The organism is Mesorhizobium sp. M0028 (assembly GCF_040323855.1).
Classification (GTDB): domain Bacteria; phylum Pseudomonadota; class Alphaproteobacteria; order Rhizobiales; family Rhizobiaceae; genus Mesorhizobium.
Window position 1 is genome coordinate 911141 of record NZ_JAMYVG010000001.1, and the last position, 20056, is coordinate 931196.

The 20056-nt window shown below is 62.7% G+C and carries 15 protein-coding genes and 1 tRNA gene; 6 read left to right on the top strand and 10 right to left on the bottom strand.

What is annotated here, in order from left to right; all coding sequences use genetic code 11:
* Positions 1–125: 125 nt before the first annotated feature.
* Positions 126–2378, bottom strand: coding sequence for a DNA topoisomerase IV subunit A (parC, locus tag NKJ93_RS04740; RefSeq protein WP_352587808.1), 2253 nt, complete (start codon positions 2376–2378; stop codon positions 126–128).
* Positions 2379–2745: 367 nt separating this feature from the next.
* Here parC and NKJ93_RS04745 point away from each other — a divergent pair, with 367 nt between their 5' ends.
* Positions 2746–3939 carry an aq_1923 C-terminal domain gene (locus NKJ93_RS04745; RefSeq protein ID WP_352587811.1) on the top strand — a complete coding sequence of 398 codons (1194 nt, stop codon included), beginning with the start codon at positions 2746–2748 and terminating at the stop codon, positions 3937–3939.
* Positions 3940–4014: 75 nt separating this feature from the next.
* On the opposite strand, the gene aspS is transcribed toward NKJ93_RS04745, so the two are convergent.
* The 4 genes from aspS to NKJ93_RS04765 form a co-directional block, all read right to left on the bottom strand.
* Positions 4015–5805 (bottom strand): aspartate--tRNA ligase, encoded by a 1791-nt coding sequence (aspS, locus tag NKJ93_RS04750; RefSeq protein WP_352495347.1) that lies wholly within the window; start codon positions 5803–5805, stop codon positions 4015–4017.
* Positions 5806–6017: 212 nt separating this feature from the next.
* Positions 6018–6842: a carbohydrate ABC transporter permease gene (locus tag NKJ93_RS04755; RefSeq protein WP_352587941.1), complete on the bottom strand. Its 825-nt coding sequence runs from the start codon at positions 6840–6842 to the stop codon at positions 6018–6020.
* Positions 6843–6861: 19 nt separating this feature from the next.
* Positions 6862–7734, bottom strand: a complete 873-nt coding sequence (locus NKJ93_RS04760) for a carbohydrate ABC transporter permease (RefSeq protein WP_352587943.1) — start codon at positions 7732–7734, stop codon at positions 6862–6864.
* Between the two features lie 68 nt (positions 7735–7802).
* Positions 7803–9071 carry an ABC transporter substrate-binding protein gene (locus NKJ93_RS04765; RefSeq protein ID WP_352495294.1) on the bottom strand — a complete coding sequence of 423 codons (1269 nt, stop codon included), beginning with the start codon at positions 9069–9071 and terminating at the stop codon, positions 7803–7805.
* Between the two features lie 257 nt (positions 9072–9328).
* Between NKJ93_RS04765 and NKJ93_RS04770 the strand changes: the two genes are divergently transcribed.
* Together NKJ93_RS04770 and rnd are read left to right on the top strand one after the other, a co-directional pair.
* Entirely contained in the window at positions 9329–10591 is a 1263-nt protein-coding gene (locus tag NKJ93_RS04770) for an MFS transporter (RefSeq protein ID WP_023717242.1), read from the top strand.
* Positions 10592–10648: 57 nt separating this feature from the next.
* Positions 10649–11800, top strand: coding sequence for a ribonuclease D (rnd, locus tag NKJ93_RS04775; RefSeq protein WP_023717241.1), 1152 nt, complete (start codon positions 10649–10651; stop codon positions 11798–11800).
* Between the two features lie 12 nt (positions 11801–11812).
* On the opposite strand, the gene NKJ93_RS04780 is transcribed toward rnd, so the two are convergent.
* From NKJ93_RS04780 to guaB, 3 genes are read right to left on the bottom strand one after another with little or no spacing between them, the layout of a single operon-like run.
* Positions 11813–12232 (bottom strand): MAPEG family protein, encoded by a 420-nt coding sequence (locus NKJ93_RS04780; RefSeq protein ID WP_352587814.1) that lies wholly within the window; start codon positions 12230–12232, stop codon positions 11813–11815.
* 28 nt (positions 12233–12260) lie between these two features.
* Entirely contained in the window at positions 12261–12800 is a 540-nt protein-coding gene (locus NKJ93_RS04785; protein WP_352587946.1) for a hypothetical protein, read from the bottom strand.
* A 31-nt stretch (positions 12801–12831) separates the two neighbouring features.
* On the bottom strand, positions 12832–14334 hold the full coding sequence (guaB, locus tag NKJ93_RS04790; protein ID WP_023717238.1) for an IMP dehydrogenase: 1503 nt from the start codon (positions 14332–14334) through the stop codon (positions 12832–12834).
* A 296-nt stretch (positions 14335–14630) separates the two neighbouring features.
* Between guaB and NKJ93_RS04795 the strand changes: the two genes are divergently transcribed.
* Positions 14631–16052, top strand: coding sequence for an MFS transporter (locus NKJ93_RS04795; RefSeq protein WP_352587817.1), 1422 nt, complete (start codon positions 14631–14633; stop codon positions 16050–16052).
* Between the two features lie 216 nt (positions 16053–16268).
* Here the strand turns inward: NKJ93_RS04795 and NKJ93_RS04800 are convergent, their stop codons facing one another.
* The gene (locus tag NKJ93_RS04800) at positions 16269–16979 is read right to left on the bottom strand and encodes an RlmE family RNA methyltransferase (RefSeq protein ID WP_352587820.1); all 711 of its coding nucleotides are present in this window, start codon (positions 16977–16979) and stop codon (positions 16269–16271) included.
* Positions 16980–17037: 58 nt separating this feature from the next.
* Entirely contained in the window at positions 17038–18444 is a 1407-nt protein-coding gene (locus NKJ93_RS04805; protein ID WP_352587823.1) for a Ppx/GppA phosphatase family protein, read from the bottom strand.
* 291 nt (positions 18445–18735) lie between these two features.
* Here NKJ93_RS04805 and NKJ93_RS04810 point away from each other — a divergent pair, with 291 nt between their 5' ends.
* Together NKJ93_RS04810 and NKJ93_RS04815 are read left to right on the top strand one after the other, a co-directional pair.
* A complete protein-coding gene (locus NKJ93_RS04810; RefSeq protein ID WP_352587826.1) occupies positions 18736–19668 on the top strand; it encodes a putative bifunctional lysylphosphatidylglycerol flippase/synthetase in 933 nt (310 codons plus the stop codon).
* Between the two features lie 119 nt (positions 19669–19787).
* Positions 19788–19861, top strand: a tRNA-Gln gene (locus NKJ93_RS04815).
* The last annotated feature ends 195 nt before the right edge of the window (positions 19862–20056 follow it).

Genomic DNA, 20056 nt, shown 5'->3' on the forward strand with positions numbered 1-20056 from the left:
TTAGTAGCATAGCTGCCGGCACAAAGCAAGAACAAAATGCGCCGCCGGGCGCGAAAACACGAATTCCCTTTCACCACCTCGCCTGACCGCCCCCCGAAAGGTCACGCTCCTTCGCGTTCGCGCGCCTACCCGAACTTGCCCGTGCGCGGAAAGCCCTTCGGCACCATGCGACCGGCCGAGGCGCGGGCGCCGATCCATTCGGCAAGCTCGTCACGCGATTTGGTGAAGGTGCGATCTGCCGAATCCTGCCAGGACAGGCCGCTGGCGAGCGTGAAGGTCTTGAGGTCGAGGACGCCGCCATCCTTGTATTTCTGCAGGCGCACGCCCTTGCCGCGTCCCATCTCCGGGATCTCGGCCAGCGGGAACACCAGCATCTTGCGGTTCTCGCCGACAATGGCGAGATGGTCGCCGGCGACGCTCACGCAGCGCTGGGCCTCGTCGGGCGCCTTGACATTCATCACCTGCTTGCCCTTGCGGGTGTTGGCGACGACCTCCTCTTCCTGCACGATGAAACCGTTGCCGTCATGCGAAACCAGCAGCAGCTTGCGCTTGGGATCATGGACGAAGGCGGTGACGATATCCTGGTCGTTGTCCATGTCGACGATGATGCGGATCGGCTCACCATGGCCACGCCCACCCGGCAGCCGGTCGGCGCCGATCGTGTAGAACTTGCCGCCGGTGGTGAAGACCAGCACCTTGTCGGTCGTCTGGGCATGGAAGGCGAGCTTGAGGCTGTCGCCTTCCTTGAAGGTCAGGGCAGAGTGATCGGTCAGATGACCTTTCATGGCCCTCAGCCAGCCCTTTTCCGATACGACGACGGTGACCGGCTCGCGCTCGATCATGGCGTGGGCGATATCGGTCAGGTCATGTTCGGGTGCATCTGCGAACTCGGTCCGGCGCTTGCCGATCTCGGTCTCGGGCCCATATTTCTGGCGAACATTGGCGACTTCCCACTTGATCGTCGCCCACTGCTTGGCGTCGGACGCAAGTAGCGCCTCGATCTGCTTCTTCTCGCCGGTCAGGCCGTTGAATTCCTCACGAATCTCGAATTCCTCGAGCTTGCGCAGCGCCCTCAGCCGCATGTTGAGGATGGCTTCGGCCTGGGTGTCGGTGAGTGACCAGCGGGCCATCATCACCTGCTTGGGCTCGTCCTCCTCGCGGATGATCCTGATCACCTCGTCGATGTTGAGGTAGGCGATCAGATAGCCGGCGAGGATCTCCAGCCGCCTCTCGATCTCGCCGAGACGGTGCTTGGAGCGGCGGATCAAGACGTCGCGGCGGTGCTCAAGCCACTCCTTGAGCACGCCTTTCAGCGACAGCACGTTCGGCACCTTGCCGCGCGACAACACGTTCATGTTGAGCGGAAAGCGGCTTTCGAGCTCGGTCAGCTTGAACAGCGATTCCATCATGATGCCGGGATCGACCGAGCGGCTCTTCGGCACCAGCACGACGCGGATGTCCTCGGCGCTCTCGTCGCGGATATCCTCGAGCAACGGAAGCTTGCGCGCAATCAAGAGCTCGGCGATCTTTTCGATCAGCCTGGCCTTCTGGACGCCGTAGGGGATCTCGGTGACGACTATGTTCCAGGTGCCCCTGCCCTGGTCCTCCTGGCTCCATTTCGCCCTGACGCGAAAGCCGCCGCGACCCGTTTCGTAGGCTTCGAGGATCGAGGCTCGGCTGTCGACGATGATGCCGCCGGTCGGGAAATCCGGACCTTGCACGAAGTCCATCAGCTTGGTGACGGGCGCATCCGGATGATCGATCAGGTGAAGCGCGGCGTCGCAAAGCTCGGCCGCATTGTGCGGCGGGATCGAGGTCGCCATGCCGACGGCGATGCCGGACGAGCCGTTGGCAAGCAGGTTCGGGAAGGCGCCGGGCAGCACGGCCGGCTCCTCGTCTTCCTCGTTGTAGGTCGGGCGGAAATCGACCGCGTCCTCGGTGATGCCTTCCAGCAGCAGCGTCGACACGTCGGTCATGCGCGCTTCGGTGTAGCGCATGGCGGCGGCGTTATCGCCGTCGATATTGCCGAAATTGCCCTGCCCGTCGACCAGCGGGTAGCGCATCGAAAAATCCTGCGCCAACCGCACCAATGCGTCGTAGATCGACTGGTCGCCATGTGGATGGAACTTGCCCATCACCTCGCCGACGATGCGGGCGCATTTGGCAAAGCCCTGGTCGGGGTTGAGCCGCAACAAGCGCATGGCATGCATTATGCGGCGATGCACCGGCTTCAACCCGTCGCGCACGTCCGGCAGCGCCCGGTGCATGATGGTCGACAGCGCGTAGGCGAGATAGCGCTCTTCCAGCGCCTTCTTCAGATCGACCGGCTCGATATTGTCGCCGCCGCCAGTTTCAGGCGGCAAAAGCCTTTTTCCCATGGGCTGGCACTAGCCGAGCGGGTGATTCGCGGCAAGAGGCGCCGGCATACGTCCTCCTAAAGCGCGTCGCGTTCGACCGGCCTTATGCGCGCGCTTTAGGTCCTTGTTTTGATCCATGTCGCGCAAAACCGCTGCGCACTTTTGCGCGACCTGCATTGTGCAACAGGAATTAGAAGCGTCGCGACGCCGGCCAACATCAATCCGTTACATCCGGCTTCTATCGCAAGCCTGATGGATCGGGTTTGCCTTTGGCCGCGATTTTCGACCATTGTGCCGAGGCCCGCCTTTTTCCGGTCCAGTTCGTCGCTGAATGGTGACGACGCGACGATTTGAAAAGAATTTCAGGACACTCTCAGGGGAGCTCTCGATGACGATCAGACACTCGACACTTATTAAAAGACTGGCTTTTTCGACCTTTTTGCTGACGCTGCCGCTGAATGCGGCGTTCGCGCAGGATACCGCGGTTGCCGACCGGCTGAAGGCTGCCCTCGCCGCCCAGGGCGTCGACCTCTCCTGGACCGGAGTAACCGGCGACACCTCCAGCATGGTTCTGCAAGGCGTAGCGGTCAAACCGGCGGCCGAAAAGGAGGCGCTCAAGATCGGCGACGTCAAGCTCGAAGGCGTGACCGAAGCCAATGGCGGCTATCAAATCGCGACCGTATCGACTTCGCCGTTCGAACACAGCGAAGATGGCGTCACGCTCAATCTCAGCCCCTTCGTCATCCACGACATGACGGTTCCGGCCGAAGGCGCAAGCGGCCCGCTGGGCTCGCTGATGATCTACAAATCGGCCGAGCTCGACAACATGACCGTCAAGGTCGCCGACAAGACTGCCTTCTCGATGGACGGGCTTGCCATCGCAATCACGCCGCCGGCCGACGGCAAGGCCATGGCGTTCTCCGGCACCACGGAAAAGTTCACTGCCGACCTGACGCTGGTCGAAGATCCGAAGTCCAAGGAAGTCATCAACGCGCTCGGCTACCAGAACATATCGGGCAATCTTGAGATGGAAGGCACCTGGCAGCCTACCGACGGCAAGATGGATTTGTCGAAATACGAAATTTCGGTCGACAATGCCGGCACGCTCGGCATGACCTTCAATCTCGGCGGCTACACGCTGGATGTCATCAAATCGATGCAGGACATGCAGAAGAAGATGGCAGCGCAGCCCGAAGGCGCCGACAATTCGGCGCAAGGCATGGCCATGCTCGGGCTGCTGCAGCAGCTATCGTTCAACAGCGCCTCGATCCGCTTCGACGACGATTCGCTGACCAAGAAGGTGCTCGATTATGCCGGCAAGCAGCAAGGCATGTCCGGCAAGGACATCGCCAACCAGGCCAAGGCGATCGTGCCCTTCGGCATGGCGCAGCTCAACAATCCGGAACTGACGGCGCAGGTTTCGGCCGCGGTCAACAAGTTCCTCGACGATCCGCAAAGCATCGAGGTCTCGGCCGAGCCGCCGGCAGCGGTGCCGTTCGCGCTGATCATGGCGGGCGCCATGTCCAACCCGCTCGACCTGCCGAAGACGCTCGGCGTGACGGTTACGGCGAACGAAGACTGACCGAGCTTCCAAGCAAAAGCCCGGCAGCGATGCCGGGCTTTTTTATGAATCCACAGGACTTGTTCGGAGCGTTTCCTAAACCTCTTTCTTCGTCGCCACGACGCGCAGCGACAATTCGCGAAGCTGCTGCGGGCTGGCTTCCGACGGTGCGTTCATCAACAGGTCGTAGGCCTGCTGGTTCATCGGGAACATGGTCACTTCGCGCAGGTTCCTGGCACCGACCAGAAGCATGACGACACGGTCGATGCCGGCCGCCATGCCGCCATGCGGCGGCGCGCCATACTGGAAGGCACGGTAAAGGCCGCCGAAGCGTTCCTCGACGGTTGCGCGGTCCAGCCCGACCGTTTCGAACGCCTTGACCATGGTTTCCGGCAGATGGTTGCGAATGCCGCCTGAGGCGATCTCGAAACCGTTGCAGACCATGTCGTACTGGAACGCCTTGATGCCGAGCAGATCCTCGCCGTTAAGCGCATCGATGCCACCTTGCGGCATCGAGAACGGATTGTGCGCGAAGTCGATCTTCTTCTCCTCCTCGTTCCATTCGAAGAACGGGAAGTCGACGATCCAGCACAATTCGAAGCGATCACGGTCGACAAGGTTGAGCTCCTCGCCGGCGCGGGTGCGCGCCGCACCCGCGAAGGAGACGAATTTCTTCGGGTCGCCGGCGACGAAGAAAGCGGCATCGCCATCGGCAAGGCCGAGTTGTTGGCGGATCGCCTCCGTGCGCTCCTCGCCGATGTTCTTGGCCAGCGGCCCGGCGCCTTCGAGCTTCTCGCCCTCCTTGCGCCAGAAGATGTAGCCCAGCCCGGGCTGGCCCTCGCCTTGCGCCCATGAGTTCATGCGGTCGCAGAAGGCGCGCGAACCGCCGGTCTTGGCCGGAATGGCCCAGACCTCGGCCTTCGGATCGTTGGCAAGGATGTTGGCAAATACCTTGAAGCCGGAATCGCGAAAATGATCGGAGACGGCTTGCATCTCGATCGGGTTGCGCAGGTCCGGCTTGTCGGTGCCGTATTTGCGCATGGCGACATCATAGGCGATGCGCGGAAACTTCTGCGTCACCGGCTTGCCGGCGGCAAAGGTCTCGAACACGCCCCGCATCACCGGCTCCATGGTGGTGAACACGTCCTCCTGCTCGACGAAGCTCATCTCAACGTCGAGCTGGTAGAATTCACCCGGCAGACGGTCGGCGCGCGGGTCCTCGTCGCGAAAGCACGGCGCAATCTGGAAATAGCGGTCGAAGCCGGACACCATGATCAGCTGCTTGTACTGCTGGGGGGCCTGCGGCAGCGCGTAGAAAGTGCCGGGGTGAATGCGCGACGGCACCAGAAAGTCGCGCGCCCCTTCCGGCGACGAGGCGGTCAGGATCGGCGTCGAGAATTCGGTGAAGCCGACCTCGCCCATCAGCTTGCGCATCTCGGCGATGATTTTCGTCCGCGCGACGATGTTCTTGTGCAGCGTGTCGCGCCGCAGATCGAGAAAGCGGTATTTGAGGCGGATGTCCTCCGGATAATCCGGCTCGCCGAAGACCGGCAGCGGCAATTCCCTGGCCGCCGACAGAACCTCGATCTCGCGCGCGAAAATCTCGATCTCGCCGGTCGGCAAATTAGGGTTCACGGTGTCGGCGAGGCGCGCCTTGACCTCGCCGTCGACGCGGACGACCCATTCGCCGCGCAGGGTCTCGGCAATCTTGAAGGCGGGCGAATCCGGATCGGCGACGATCTGGGTCAGGCCGTAATGGTCGCGCAAATCGATGAACAGCAGGCCGCCATGGTCGCGCACGCGATGCACCCAGCCCGACAGGCGAACGGCGGAGCCGACGTCGCTCTTTCTCAACTGGGCACAGGTATGGCTGCGGTAACGATGCATTGTCATTGCTAGGTCCGGATGTTGGTTGCGGCCAAAGCACGATGGCCCGGCCTGAAAATTTGCGCGAAAAGCACATGAGAGTGTGCATTTGTCAAGGCAAGCGGCGCCCGGGACGAGTTCGCGTTCTTCCCGCCCCTGTCCCACCGGCATCAATTTATGCCAGAGGCGTTAATCCGAGTTCGCTGCTCTGTCCAGCAGTTCAATTATGCACCTCATCCCTTGACCCCGCCTGCGGTGAGGCCGGAGATGATCTTGCGCTGGAAGATCAGGACGAGGATGACGAGCGGCACGGTGACGATCACCGATGCGGCCATGATGTTGCCCCACGGGATCTCGAACTGCGAGCTGCCGGAGAGCAGCGCAATGGCGACCGGCACGGTTCGCTGCTCGTTGTTGGAGGTAAACGTAAGCGCGAACAGAAATTCGTTCCACGCACCGATGAAGGCGAGAAGCCCGGTGGTCGCCAGCGCCGGCCACATCAGCGGCAGGAAAACGCGGCTGATGATGATCCAGGGCGTGGCGCCGTCGAGGATCGCCGCTTCCTCCAGCTCGATCGGCAGGTCGCGAACGAAGGCGGTGAGCACCCAGACGGTGAACGGCAAGGTGAAGATCATATAGGACAAGATCAGCGCGAACGGCGAATTGTAGAGGCCGAAGGCCCGGATCAGCTCGAACAGACCGGCAAGCACCGTCAATTGCGGGAACATCGAGACGGACAGGATAATGAGGAGCAGAGCCGAGCGGCCGCGGAAGCGGATGCGCGCCAGGGCATAGGCGGCGGTGACGCCGAGGAACAGCGAAATGACGACAACGGCGCTCGAGATGAACAGCGAGTTCACGAGGTTGCGCAGGAAGGTCCCTTCGGTGAAAACGGTCTTGTAATTGCTGAAGGTGATCGTCTTCGGCCAATAGTCGATCTGGAAGAGCGCCGTCCCGGATTTCAGGCTGGTGACGATGGCGTAGTAAAACGGGAATACCGCGACGACGACGATAACGGCGACGAGGAGGTAGAAAGCCGTGCGCTTGACGATCCACATGGTCAGCAGCCCCACATGATCAATAGTCCTTGTCCAGTCTTATCCGGCCGAGCCACAGAACGAGCATGGTCAGCAAAGCGAGGATGAGGAAGAGCAGCGTCGAGGCGGCGGAGCCGTAGGCAAACTTGTCGAACTCAAACAGGCTCTCGCGGGCAAACACCGACATCGACTTGGTGTGGATATTGTTTGGCGTGAGCACGTAGATCAGGTCGAAGATGCGCAGCGCATCGAGACCGCGGAAGATCATGGCCACCATCAACGCCGGCCGGATGAGCGGCAAGGTGATCTTCCAGAAAACTTTCCACGCGCCGACGCCGTCGAGCTTGGCGACCTCGTAGATTTCTTGTGGAAGCATCTGGAGGCCGGCGAGAATGAGAAGCGCCATGAACGGGGTCGCCTTCCAGATGTCGACAATGAGGATGGCGACCATGGCCGTGTCGGCGCTAGCCGTCCAGGCGATCTTGGTGCCGATCAGGCCGAGCTTGAGAAGGACGTCGTTGATGATGCCGAACTGGTCGTTGAGCATCCACTGCCACATTTTCGCCGAGACGATCGTCGGAATGGCCCAAGGGATTAGTATCGCGGCGCGCACGATGCCGCGGCCGCGAAACTTGGTGTTGAGCACCAGCGCGACGATCATGCCGAGCGCCGTCTCGCAGGTTACCGAAATCACCGCGAAGCGCACCGTATTCCAGACGGCGCGCCACCAGACCGGATCGGCGAGCAGCCCGTCATAGATGACGCGGCCGCTCGGCATTTGCAGTATGGAGAAATAATTGGCGAAGCCAACCCAGCGACGGGCTTCGAGGTCGGCGAGCGAGGCATCGGTGAAGCCGAAATAGATCGTGCGCATCAACGGCCAGCCGGCAACGGCGGCGAGCACGATGAGCATCGGGGCAAGCAGCAGCCATGCCGAGCGCACACGCTGACGCGCCAGCAGCGAGCCTGAGCGCGGCGAGGTCACCAGGCGGTGCCCTTGAGCCTGGTCAAGGAGAACTCCAGATCGGCAAGGTTGTCGGCGGCCGTGCCCTCGCCGGACATGGTGTTGTGGACGGCGGTCCAGAACTCGCTCGATGCCTCATTGTACCTGGTCTTGGCCTGGGCCGAGGGACGCGGCACCGCGTTGAGGACAACTTCCTTCCAGCGCGGGATAACCGGCTGGGCGCTGGCGATGTCGGCATCGTCATAGAGCGCCTGAATGGTCGGCAGATATGCCCCCTTCAAGGCGCGGTACTTCTGCATCTGAGGCGAAGCGATCCATTTGACCAGCTCGACGGCTGCGGCCGGGTTCTTCGAATATTTGGAAACCGCAAGATTCCAGCCGCCAAGCGTTGCTGCCGGGCGGGCGCCCTCACCCGACCCGGACGGCAGCGTCGTCACTTCGAACTTGCCTTTGATGGGGGAGCTTTCGCTGTTGCCAAGCGCATAGGCGTAGGGCCAGTTGCGCATGAAGACGGCGTTGCCGGTCTGCCAGACACCGCGCGACTCTTCTTCCTGATAGGCCAGAATGCCGGGAGGCGAGATGGTTCCCACCCAGCTCCTCGCCATTTCCAGCGCCGCGGCTGCTTGCGGATTATTGATGGAGATCGTGCCGTCCGGCTCGATGATCTGACCACCGCCGTTCGACTTCACCCATTCGAGTGCATCGCAGGTCAGTCCCTCATAGGCGTTGCCCTGGAAAACGAAGCCCCACATGTCCTTGTTGCCGCCCTCGCGTTCCTTGTCCATGACAAGCTTGGCAGTATCGGCAAGCTCGGCCCAGCTGGTCGGGACCTTGGCGCCGTATTTGTCGAGGAGATCCTTGCGGTAGTAGAGCGCCGGAGCGTCGGTGAATATCGGCAAGGCGACGAGCTTGCCGTCGACGGTCTGCGATTTGATGATCGATGGGAAATGAGCGCCGACGACATCCTTGGTCGCCGCGGTCAGGTCGACGAGCTGCTTTGCAAGCTGGGGGGCCCAAATGACGTCCGTCTGATAGACGTCAACGTCGCTGTTTCCAGCGGCAAGCCACAGCCTGTATTGACTAAACTGGTCGGTCCCCGAGGGCGGCACCGGAACCACGCTAACCTTGTTGCCGGTCTTCTTCTCGTATTGATCGAGGATCTCGCGAAGGATTCTCTGGCCGTTGCCGGTATCGCCCGACACCATGGCGAGGTCGACAGCCCGCGCCGGCCCGGCCGCCAGAACTGCGGCCACGGCAAATCCAGCGAATGCGGAACGAAACTTCATGATGTCGGATCTCCCTTTGGAGCTTCAGGCAGCAGCAGAAACGGACGTCGATGCCCGACACCGTCCTCAGCACACCCGCAGCTCACAAGACGCGCATTCGCCCACCAGCACTGAACTACAAAGATACGCCTTGAGTTCCCAACACGGAACGTCCGGCGCGAAGCGGCAGCCCCCGGCTGGCCCCAACGCCTCCGGGAATTGCCGCTGGCATTGGCGAAGGCGATGGTTCAAGAAGGATCAACGACAGGCTTTCCTTCATGTCCTCCATCCGCCCGCTGATCCCGCTCCTGATCGCCGCCGGCATCCTGCTCGGCGGCAACGGCCTGCAGAGCACTTTGATTGCGCTGCGTGGTGCGCAGGAGGGTTTTCCCGCTTCCTCTATCGGCCTGATGGGCACGTTCTATTTCGCCGGCTTTTTGCTCGGCTGCCTTGCCGTCACCCGCATCATGAAGTCCGTCGGCCATGTGCGCGCCTTTTCCGCGCTGGCGGCGATCGCCTCGGCGGGAACGCTGCTGCTGGTGCTGGTCATCGATCCGGTGATGTGGTGCGCCGTGCGCTTTGCCGGCGGGTTCTGCTTTGCCGGCCTGTTCACCATCATGGAAGCCTGGCTGAATTCCGGCGTCACCAACACCGACCGGGCGCGGGTGCTTGCCATTTACCGCATGGTCGACATCGGTTCGGTGACGGGCGCCCAATTCCTGATCCCGATCTTCGGCGCTGGCGGCTTTGCCATCTTCGCCATCATGTCGATGATGATCACCGTGTCGCTGGTGCCGGTTTCGCTCGGCGACCGCTCCAACCCGACGCCGCCGGAAGACGTCAAACTCGATTTGGCACGCGTCTGGCGCATCTCGCCGCTTGGCTGCTTCGGCTGCATCGCCGTCGGCGTGACCAACAGCGCCTTCCGCACCCTGTCGCCGGTCTATGCCGAGCAGATCGGCATGTCGGTCGCCGACGTCGTCACCTTCGTCAGCGTCGGCATTTTCGGCGGCGCCATCATCCAATATCCGCTTGGCTATCTCTCCGACCGCTGGGACCGGCGCTCGGTGCTGCTGATGACGACGTGCTGTGCGATGGTGGCGGCACTGGCGCTGGCGTTCGTGGCAGGCGGCAGCCCTTTCCTCAACTTCCTGCTCGTCTTTATCTTCGGCTGCTTTGCCATGCCGCTCTATTCGTTGTCGGCGGCGCATTCCAACGACCGCGCCGACAAGGGCGAGTTTGTGCTGATCAACGCAGCCTTGATGCTGTTTTATTCCTTCGGCGCCATTGGCGGCCCCTTCGCAGCCTCGACGGTGATGCAATATTTCGGGCCGAGCGCGCTGTTCGTGTTCAGCGCCACCGTCTATGCGATCTTCGTGGCGGTCATCCTTTTCCGGATGCGGGCGCGCTCTGCTGTGCCGGCGAGCCATCGCAGCCGTTTTACGGCGCTGTTGCGCACATCGACGGTTTTTGCCCGGTTGGCGAAGCGGAATGCCGATCCCGATGAACCCGCAAAGCCCGATAAAGGTGCTTGCGCTTGACGAAAGCGCGCGCGGCTGAAATTGAAAGAGACCCTATCCCTTGCCAAAAGCGATTTGATGCACGTCATCACCACCCAGAACGAACTCGAGACCGTTATTGCCGCTTTCGAAAAGGCGGAATTCGTCACCGTCGATACTGAATTCATTCGCGAAACGACCTTCTGGCCGATCCTGTGCCTGATCCAGATGGCAGCGCCCGGGGTGACGGCGCTGATCGATCCGCTGTCGCCCGACATCGACCTGAAACCGTTCTTCAGGCTGATGGCCAACGAGGCGATCGTCAAAGTCTTCCATGCGGCGCGACAGGACATCGAAATCATTGTGCATCTCGGCGATCTGGTGCCGCATCCGGTGTTCGACACCCAGGTCGCGGCGATGGTCTGCGGCTTCGGCGACAGCGTCTCCTACGACCAGCTGGTGCAGCGCATCACCGGCGCGCGGCTCGACAAGTCGTCGCGTTTCACCGACTGGCGCCATCGTCCGCTGTCCGAAAAGCAGCTCGACTACGCGCTCGCCGACGTCACCCATCTGATCGAAGTCTACAAGCACCTCAGCGCCGAGTTGGTGCGGGAAAACCGCGCCCACTGGCTGAACGAGGAAATGGACGTGCTGACCTCGCGCGAGACCTACGATCCGCATCCCGAGGATGCCTGGAAGCGGCTCAAGATGCGGCTGCGCAAGCCACAGGAACTGGCGATCGTGCAGGCGGTGGCCGCCTGGCGCGAACGCGAAGCGCGCGAGCGCGACGTGCCCCGCGGCCGGGTGCTCAAGGACGATGCGATCTACGAAGTAGCGCAGCAGGCGCCGCGCGATACGGCGGCGCTGAGCAAGCTGCGTACCACGCCGAAGGGCTGGGAGCGCTCGTCGACGGCGACGGCACTGCTTGGCGCAGTCAACGCTGCCCTGGCGCTGCCCAGGGAAGAGATGCCGAAGCTGCCGAAGAGCTTCCAGCCGCCGGAGGGGTCGAGCGCCGCGGCGGAGTTGCTGAAGGTGCTGCTGCGGATCGTTGCCGAAAAGGAAGGTGTCGCATCGAAGGTACTCGCCTCCAGTGACGACATCGATCGCATCGCTGCAGAGGGCGAGGACGCCGATGTGCCGGCATTGCAAGGCTGGCGGCGCGCCGTCTTTGGCGAGGCCGCGCTCAGGCTGGTGCGCGGTGAACTCGCGATCAGGTTCGACAAGCGCAAGATCGCCGTGTTCGATTTGTAGGCTTGAGCTTGCTCAGACAAAGCCGAGCAGATGCAGCGCCAGCCATATCCAGCCAAGTGCGAGAACGACCGCGCCCACGTAGAATGCCCTGCTGCGCAGGATTAGCCGATTGCTGGTCAAGTGGACCGATGCGTGAAGATAGCGTGAGACGACAAATATCCACATCAGCGCCAAGGTCAGATAATTGACGCCATTGGTCACGTGCAGCGTCAGGCATAAGACGTAGAAAAGCACCGGCAGTTCGAACTGGTTGCTCAGATTGTTGGCGACGGTGATGCTGGAACCAGGCTCCGTTGAGCGCGTCTTGAACTGGCCGGTCTTGGCTTCGCCCGATCTGACCGCACCATGGCGGCGCCGGCCCATTACGACATAGACGATATAGACCAGCAGCACCTGCGCCAGCATCGGCCAGAAGATCGCGGTCTGGTTCAAGACGCCCCCTGTCGTTGTCACCCAGCCTTCAAGGCCGTTTCTGAGCCATCAGAATGAAAGCCGCAATGACGATCACCGGCACCGCCAGAAGCGCGAATTTGGTGACGATCAGCGCTGAGGCAAAGGATAGCGAATCCGGATTGGCAGACAGGAAATCGGACAAAAGACGAGCCACGGCGATGTTCTGGGCATAGTCGGCGAGCGTGTAGGGCAGCACCAGCACAGCTGCGAATATCGACTGGGTTTGCGCAGGCAGTGCACGGAAATTCTTCAGCCGCCGGCCCGTTGCCAGGATCAGGCTGACCATCGTCAGCGACAGCAGCGCCGGAAACAGCAGGTCGAAGGTCAGGTAATGCCAGACGAGAATGATCTCGCTGCCACGCCGGCCGAGCGCCGTCAGCCAGGCCATGCCCTCATCCGGGGTGAAACCGGCATAGCGCATGTCGAGCGACGGAAGTCCGCCGCTCAATTGGCGAAAATAGAGGAACTCCATCGCCGTCATGATGATGAAAACCGCCACGGTGGCGAAACAGAGTGCGGCGGCGTGGCGCGACAGCCGCAGGATCATCGCCGCCAGATTGCGCCAAGGCGCATGGCGATCATGCTCCGCCAGGATAATTCGGGCTTTCGCGGGTAATCGTGACGTCATGGGCGTGGCTTTCACGAAGTCCGGCATTGGATATCCGCACAAAAGTGGCGCGCTCCCGGAAATCGGCAAGGTCGCGGCCACCGACATAACCCATAGCGGCTTTCAGGCCGCCCGCAAGCTGGTGCAGCACGCCAGACACAGGTCCTTTGTACGGCACCTGCCCTTCGATGCCTTCCGGGACCAGTTTCAGCGTGTCGCGCACCTCGGCCTGGAAGTAGCGATCGGCGGAGCCGCGCGCCATCGCGCCGACCGAGCCCATGCCGCGATAGGCTTTGAAGGAGCGGCCCTGGTGCAGATAGACCTCGCCCGGGCTCTCGTCGGTGCCGGCCAGCAACGAACCGATCATCGCCGCGCTGGCGCCGGCGGCCAGCGCCTTGGCCAGATCGCCCGAATATTTGATGCCGCCATCTGCAATGACCGAGACACCCGATTTTTGCGCCGTCTCGACCGCCGACATGATTGCCGAGAGCTGCGGCACGCCGACGCCGGCGACGATGCGGGTGGTGCAGATGGAGCCCGGCCCGATGCCGACCTTGACCGCGTCGGCGCCAGCATCGATCAGCGCCAGCGTGCCTTCCGCTGTGGCGACGTTGCCGGCCAGGATGCGAACCGAGTTGGAAAGCTTCTTGGCCCGCGTCACCGCATCCAGGACGCGCTGCGAATGACCGTGCGCGGTGTCGATCACCAGAAGGTCGACGCCGGCGTCGATGAGGCGCTCGGCCCGCTCGAAACCATCATCGCCGACGCTGGTGGCGGCGGCGGCGCGCAAGCGTCCCTGCGCATCCTTGGTGGCGTGCGGGTTGAGCTGCGACTTCTCGATGTCCTTGACCGTGATCAGCCCGACGCAATTGCCGTCCCGATCGACCACAACCAGCTTCTCGATGCGGTGCTGATGGAGCAGCCGCTTGGCCTCGTCCTGATCGACGTTCTCCTTGACGGTGATCAGGTTCTCGCGGGTCATCAGCTCATAGACCTTCTGCGCCGGGTCCGAGGCGAAGCGGACGTCGCGGTTGGTCAGGATGCCGACCAGCCGGCCGACCGTGTGGCCGCCGGTGCCGCCGTTCTCGACCACCGGAATGCCCGAAATGCTGTAGGTGCGCATCAGACCCAGCGCATCGGCGAGCGTCGCCTCGGGACCGATGGTGACGGGGTTGACCACCATGCCGGATTCGAATTTCTTCACCTGCCGCACCTGCTCGGCCTGTTCGGCCGGCGAGAAATTGCGGTGGATGACGCCGATGCCGCCGGCCTGGGCCATGGCGATGGCAAGCCGCGCCTCGGTGACCGTGTCCATGGCGGCCGACAGGATCGGCACGTTGAGGTCGATGTCGCTGGCGATGCGGGTGCGGATGTCGGTCTCGCCAGGCATGACCTCGGAATGACCCGGCTGCAGCAGCACGTCGTCAAAGGTCAGCGCCAATGCGCCGGTGGACGTCTCGATGATTTTTGCCATGGCCAGCCCTCGGAATGCAGGAAAGGCGCTCGCCCTGGATGGACAGCGCCGACTCGTCTTCTTCCCTTTCAGGATTGGCGCTGGCTCGTAACACGTCCCGTCGCCGTTGAAAAGCCGATGGTTGTATAGTGGCGACGATGCATTTTGCCCCAGGTGCTGCGCACGACTTGCGGTCGCACAAACGTGACAGCAAATTAATGCGACATCCGGGCCAAGGCGTGATAACCGCCCTACGTGTCGGTTTGGCCCCAAGGCCGGCAAGCAATAGCGACGCACATTTCAAGGCCGGCTCCATCGTGAACCGCACCATTCCGCTTATTCTGGCGGTCGCTCTATTCATGGAAAACATGGATTCGACCGTCATTGCGACATCGTTGCCGGCGATCGCCATCGACATCCACACCAGCCCGATCGCGCTCAAGCTGGCGCTGACCGCCTATCTGGTATCCCTGGCGATCTTCATTCCGATCAGCGGCTGGATGGCCGACCGCTTCGGCGCCAAGAATGTCTTCCGCGCCGCGATCGCCGTGTTCATCATCGGTTCGGTCGCCTGCGCCATGTCCAATTCGTTGCCGGCTTTCGTGGTCTCACGCTTCCTGCAAGGCATTGGCGGCGCCATGATGACGCCGGTCGGACGCCTGGTGCTGGTACGCGCCACGCCGAAAAGCGAACTCGTCGCCGCTATGTCGTGGCTGACCGTCCCGGCTCTGGTCGGCCCCCTGGTCGGTCCGCCGGTCGGCGGCTTCATCACGACCTATTTCACCTGGCACTGGATTTTTCTGATCAATGTGCCGATCGGCCTGGTCGGGATCTGGCTGGCCACGCGTTTCCTGCCGAAGACGGACGCCGCGCAGACGCCGCCGCTCGATTTCTTCGGTTTCGTGCTGAGCGGGCTGGCGGCATCGGGAATTGTGTTCGGCCTGTCGGTGGTCAGCCTGCCGGCTCTGCCGCCCGCTGCCGGCTTTATCACCGTTGCCGTCGGGCTGGCATCGGCGGTGCTTTATCTGCTGCACGCGCGCCACGCCAAGAATCCGCTGCTGGCGCTCGAGCTGTTTCGCAATCGGGTGTTCCGCTCGTCAGTGCTCGGCGGCGGACTGTTCCGCATCGGCATTGGTGCCGTACCTTTTCTTTTGCCGCTGATGTTCCAGATCGGTTTCGGGCTGACGCCGTTCCAGTCCGGCATGATCACCTTCGTCTCGGCAATCGGCGCCATAGGCATGAAATTCGTCACTGCCCTGATCTTCAGGGTCGCCGGCTTCCGCCGTGTGCTGATTTCAGGCTCGCTCGTCGCGGCCGCGTCCATCGCCGTCAACGGCCTGTTCACACCCGACACACCCTATGGGCTGATCCTCGCCATGCTGCTCGCCGGGGGCTTCATCCGTTCGATGTTCTTCACCGGCATCAACGCGCTTGCCTATGCCGAGATTTCAGCCGCCGACACCAGCAAGGCGACGCCGATCACCGCGGTGTTCCAGCAGTTGGCAATCGCGCTCGGTGTGGCGCTGGCCGGCGGCATCCTGGAAGTGTCGACCAAGATCCATGGCGGCCCACTGACGCTGAGCGACTTCCACACCGCCTTCTTCATCGTAGCGGCGGTGTCGGCGGCAGCCTCGCTGTCGTTCATGCGGCTGGCGCCGGACGCCGGCAATGCCGTGTCGGGACATGGCCGACTGACACCGCCGAAGACGCTGGAGCCGGTGAGCCCGCCGGGGAGTTGACCTTTGCTCGTGCTTACTGACGCCGGAGGGACAGCGCCCCCCTCTGTCCTGCCGGACATCTCCCCCACGTGGGGGGAGATCGGACGTGACATCGGCTTTCGCCAATGTTCAACGTTGCAGGATTAGACAGCGCGCCGAAGCTGCCAATCTCCCCCCTCGTGGGGGAGATGTCCGGCAGGACAGAGGGGGGCGCGAAGGATCGCTACAGGGCGATTTTCACGCCGCGCCGTTTCCGCCTTTAAAATCCTTCGCCAACAAATACAGCTCCACCGACTCATCGCGCGAGGCCGGCGGCTTGACGTGATGGACCGAGCGGAAATTCCGCTTCAGCCTCGCCAGCAATTCGTTTTCGGCGCCGCCCTGAAAGGTCTTGGCGAGGAAGTGGCCGCCCGGCTTCAGTACCGACAGCGCGAAATCGGCCGCCACCTCGCAAAGATACATGGTGCGGATGTGGTCGGTCCGCTTGTGGCCGGTGGTGGGTGCGGCCATGTCGGAGAGCACGATGTCGGGCTGGCCGCCCAGCGCCTCGGCCAGCTTCTGCGGCGCCTGAGGATCGAGGAAATCCATCAGCAGCACCGGCGCGCCGGGCACCGCGTCCATCTCCAAATAGTCGATGCCGACGACGTTCGGGTGTTCCGCGGTAGATTTCGTACGTGCGGCAGCGACCTGGCACCAGCCGCCGGGTGCCGCACCAAGGTCGATCACCTTCATGCCTGGCTTGAGCAAATGGTGCTTGTCGTCGATCTCGATCAGCTTGTAGGCGGCGCGCGAGCGATAGCCGTCGGCCTTCGAGCGCTGGACATAGGGATCGTTGATGTGGCGCTGCAGCCAGCGGCGCGACGATTCCTTCAAGCCGCTTTTCTTCTTGATCTTCGTCTTCAGCACGCGAATGCCGGCGGAGCTCGGTCTTTCCGGTTTCTTGGTCATTGCTTTGTTGCCTGTTTGAGCATGATCTTGTCCGAAAACCGGCAGCCACTTTTCGGGATCATGCTCTGCCCCGCCCGCTGTTTCGCCAGACGCCGTCATCGGCCATCAATTCGCTCAATATGCCCTCGCGCAAGCCGCGGTCGGCGACACGCAGCCGCTCCGACGGCCAGACGGCACGTATCGCCTCCAATATGGCGCAGCCGGCCAGAACCAGGTCGGCGCGGTCGGCGCCGATGCAAGGATTGGCGACGCGTTGCTGGAAATCCCAGCCGACCAGCTTTTCGACCATGCGATCAACGCTGTCGCGGTCCATCCACAGCCCGTCGACGCGGCGGCGGTCGTAGCGTTCAAGATCGAGATGGACGCCGGCCAGCGTCGTCACCGTGCCCGAGGTGCCTAGCAAATGGAATTTCGGGCTGGAGAGGAGGTGGCTCAGCCGGTCGCGCCCGTCGAAGGCGCGCAGCCGCATTGCAACATCCTCGACCATGGCGCCAAAGATCTCGCGCGTTACCGTGCGGCCGCCAAAACGCTCGGCCAGCGAGACGACACCGACCGGCAGCGAGGTCCACGAGACGATATGGTTGGCAAGCCTTGGCGAGCGATGGCCGGTGAGGTCGATCAGCGCGATTTCGGATGAGCCGCCGCCGATATCGAACAGCACGACGCCTTGCGTGTCGCGCTCGACCAGCGAGCCGCAGCCCGACACCGCCAGCCGCGCCTCGGTCTGGCGGTCGATGATCTCGAGCTTCAGGCCTGCCTCGCGCTCGACGCGCTCGAGGAACTCGACGCCGTTGGCGGCGGTGCGGCAGGCCTCGGTGGCGATCAGCCTGGCCTTCCTGACCTTGCGGTTGCGCAATTTGTCACCGCAGATCTTCAGCGCCTCGACCGCGCGGTCCATTGCAGCGTCGCCGAGCCGGCCGTTGGCGGTAAGGCCATCGCCCAGCCTGACGATGCGCGAGAAGGCATCGATGACGCGGAACTGGCCATGACGCGTCGGCACCGCGACCAGCAGACGGCAATTGTTGGTGCCGAGATCGAGCGCGGCAAACACCGGCAACTCCTGCAGCGGTGGTGGCGTGCGGGCACCTTGCCCCGGCCTTGGCGACGTTGCCGGGGCTGAGGGCGGAGGCGCGTAAGCCGCTGGCTGGGGCGGGCGCGCGGCCGGGGTCTCGTTGGCGGCAGGCACCGAAGCGCCGGTAGCCAGCGGACGAGCCTCGTCGCGTGCGAAAACCTTGCGCCCGCGCCGGCGCTTGCGCCGCTTCTTGGGTTTGCCGTTCTGATGCGGGCCTTTTTGGTCCTGGCCCTTTTGGTGCTGGGACGTGTCGCCACCCTGTCCATTGCCGGACCGGGGCTGCACCTGACGGCCGTAGCGTCCGGTGGATGGGCTTGCCTGGCCGGACGGCGTCGGCGAACCCCTGGACACGCCCACTTCCGGCGCACCAGCGCCGGCTTCGTGGTCTTCCACTGTGGTTCCTTCCGGCGCCGCGCGAACCGGAGACCGGACGCAGCAGGCGCATTTACATGTTCAAGTTGCCGCCAGACTATCAGCGCCGGGCCGGATCACCAAGAGTGCTCGTGGCGAATTTTGCTGGCGGCATTGTCTCGCCCCTGCCCTCGGCGGAGGATGGCGCGCCTTCCCGGTTGAATAGCCGGCTTCAATGAGGCATTTCTGAAATGGAAACATTCGGGACCGCGGGCGGTTTTCCTGCTGCGAACCGGAAAACGGGTACGGGCTGCAACGCATGATCCTCGGGCCATGAACTGGAGGCGCTATTTCTGGCCCGTGATCGGCATCGCCGCGGTGGTGTTTTCGCTGTGGCTGCTGCTGCACGAATTGCGCGGCATCTCGCTCGACGATGTCTGGGCCGGGATAATCGCCATTCCGGCGCGCGGCTGGGTGCTGGCGGCGCTGAGCTCGGTCGTCGCCTATGCCTCGCTCGCCGGCTACGACCACATCGCGCTGCTGCACATCGGCAAAAAAGTCTCGTGGCTGTTCGTCACCTTCTGCTCGTTCACCACCTACGCGCTGTCGCACAATATCGGCGGCTCGGTGTTTTCCGGTGCGGTGATCCGCTACCGCGCCTACGGCACCAGGGGGCTGACCGGCCAGGACGTCGGCGTTCTGGTGGCGATCTGCTGGATCACCTTCGTGCTGTCGACGCTGTTCGTCTCAAGCATCGTGCTGCTGCTCGAGCCTGAGGTGATCGACCGCTTTTCCGGCACGCCGCATCACAAGCTGTCGCAAGCCGCAGGGCTCGCCATGCTGCTTGTGGTGGCGGCCTATGTCTTCGGCAGCTGGCTGCATCTACGACCGCTGAGGATCGGCAGCTTTCAGCTGCACTATCCGGCGCTGCCGATCGTGGCGCGGCAATTGCTGGTCGGCCCGATCGAGCTGCTGGCGGCGGCGGCGATCATCTTCTTCGCCCTGCCTGTATCAGGCAATCCCGGCTATTTCGTCGTGCTCGGCGTCTTCCTGGTGTCGTTCTCGATCGCGCAGATCTCGCATGCGCCGGGCGGGCTCGGCGTCTTCGAGGTGGTGTTCCTCGCCGGCTTATCACATATGGACCAGGTCGGCGTGCTGGCGGCGCTGCTGGTGTTCCGGTTGTTCTACCTGATCATCCCGCTGCTGATCGCGCTCTGCGTCGTGCTGTATTTCGAGCACTCGCAATACAGCCGCAGCGAGAATTGAAGCGCCAGAAGCCGACGATTGAACCCAGACACAGGGTTGACTATTTTCCGGCGGCGGCTACAAGGGCCGCGCGGCTGCCTGGCGGCCCACCCTGCGCGGTTTTCTTCGACCGCGCCTGCTGGGGAATAGGTTAACGGTAGACCCACGGACTCTGACTCCGTTAGTCCTGGTTCGAATCCAGGTTCCCCAGCCAAAAGATTTCAAGTACTTAGCGACCAAATCCGCCTAGAAACATGTTGCTAGCGGGTGTGTAACGCATAGCAACATAAGTCGTTGATTTGTAACGATTGGTAAGGGTTGCGGGAAATCGCGATAGCAACATGGATAGCAACATGGCGACATGAAAAAGCCCGCGCAAGGCGGGCTTCTGTCGCCTCGATGCGGAACG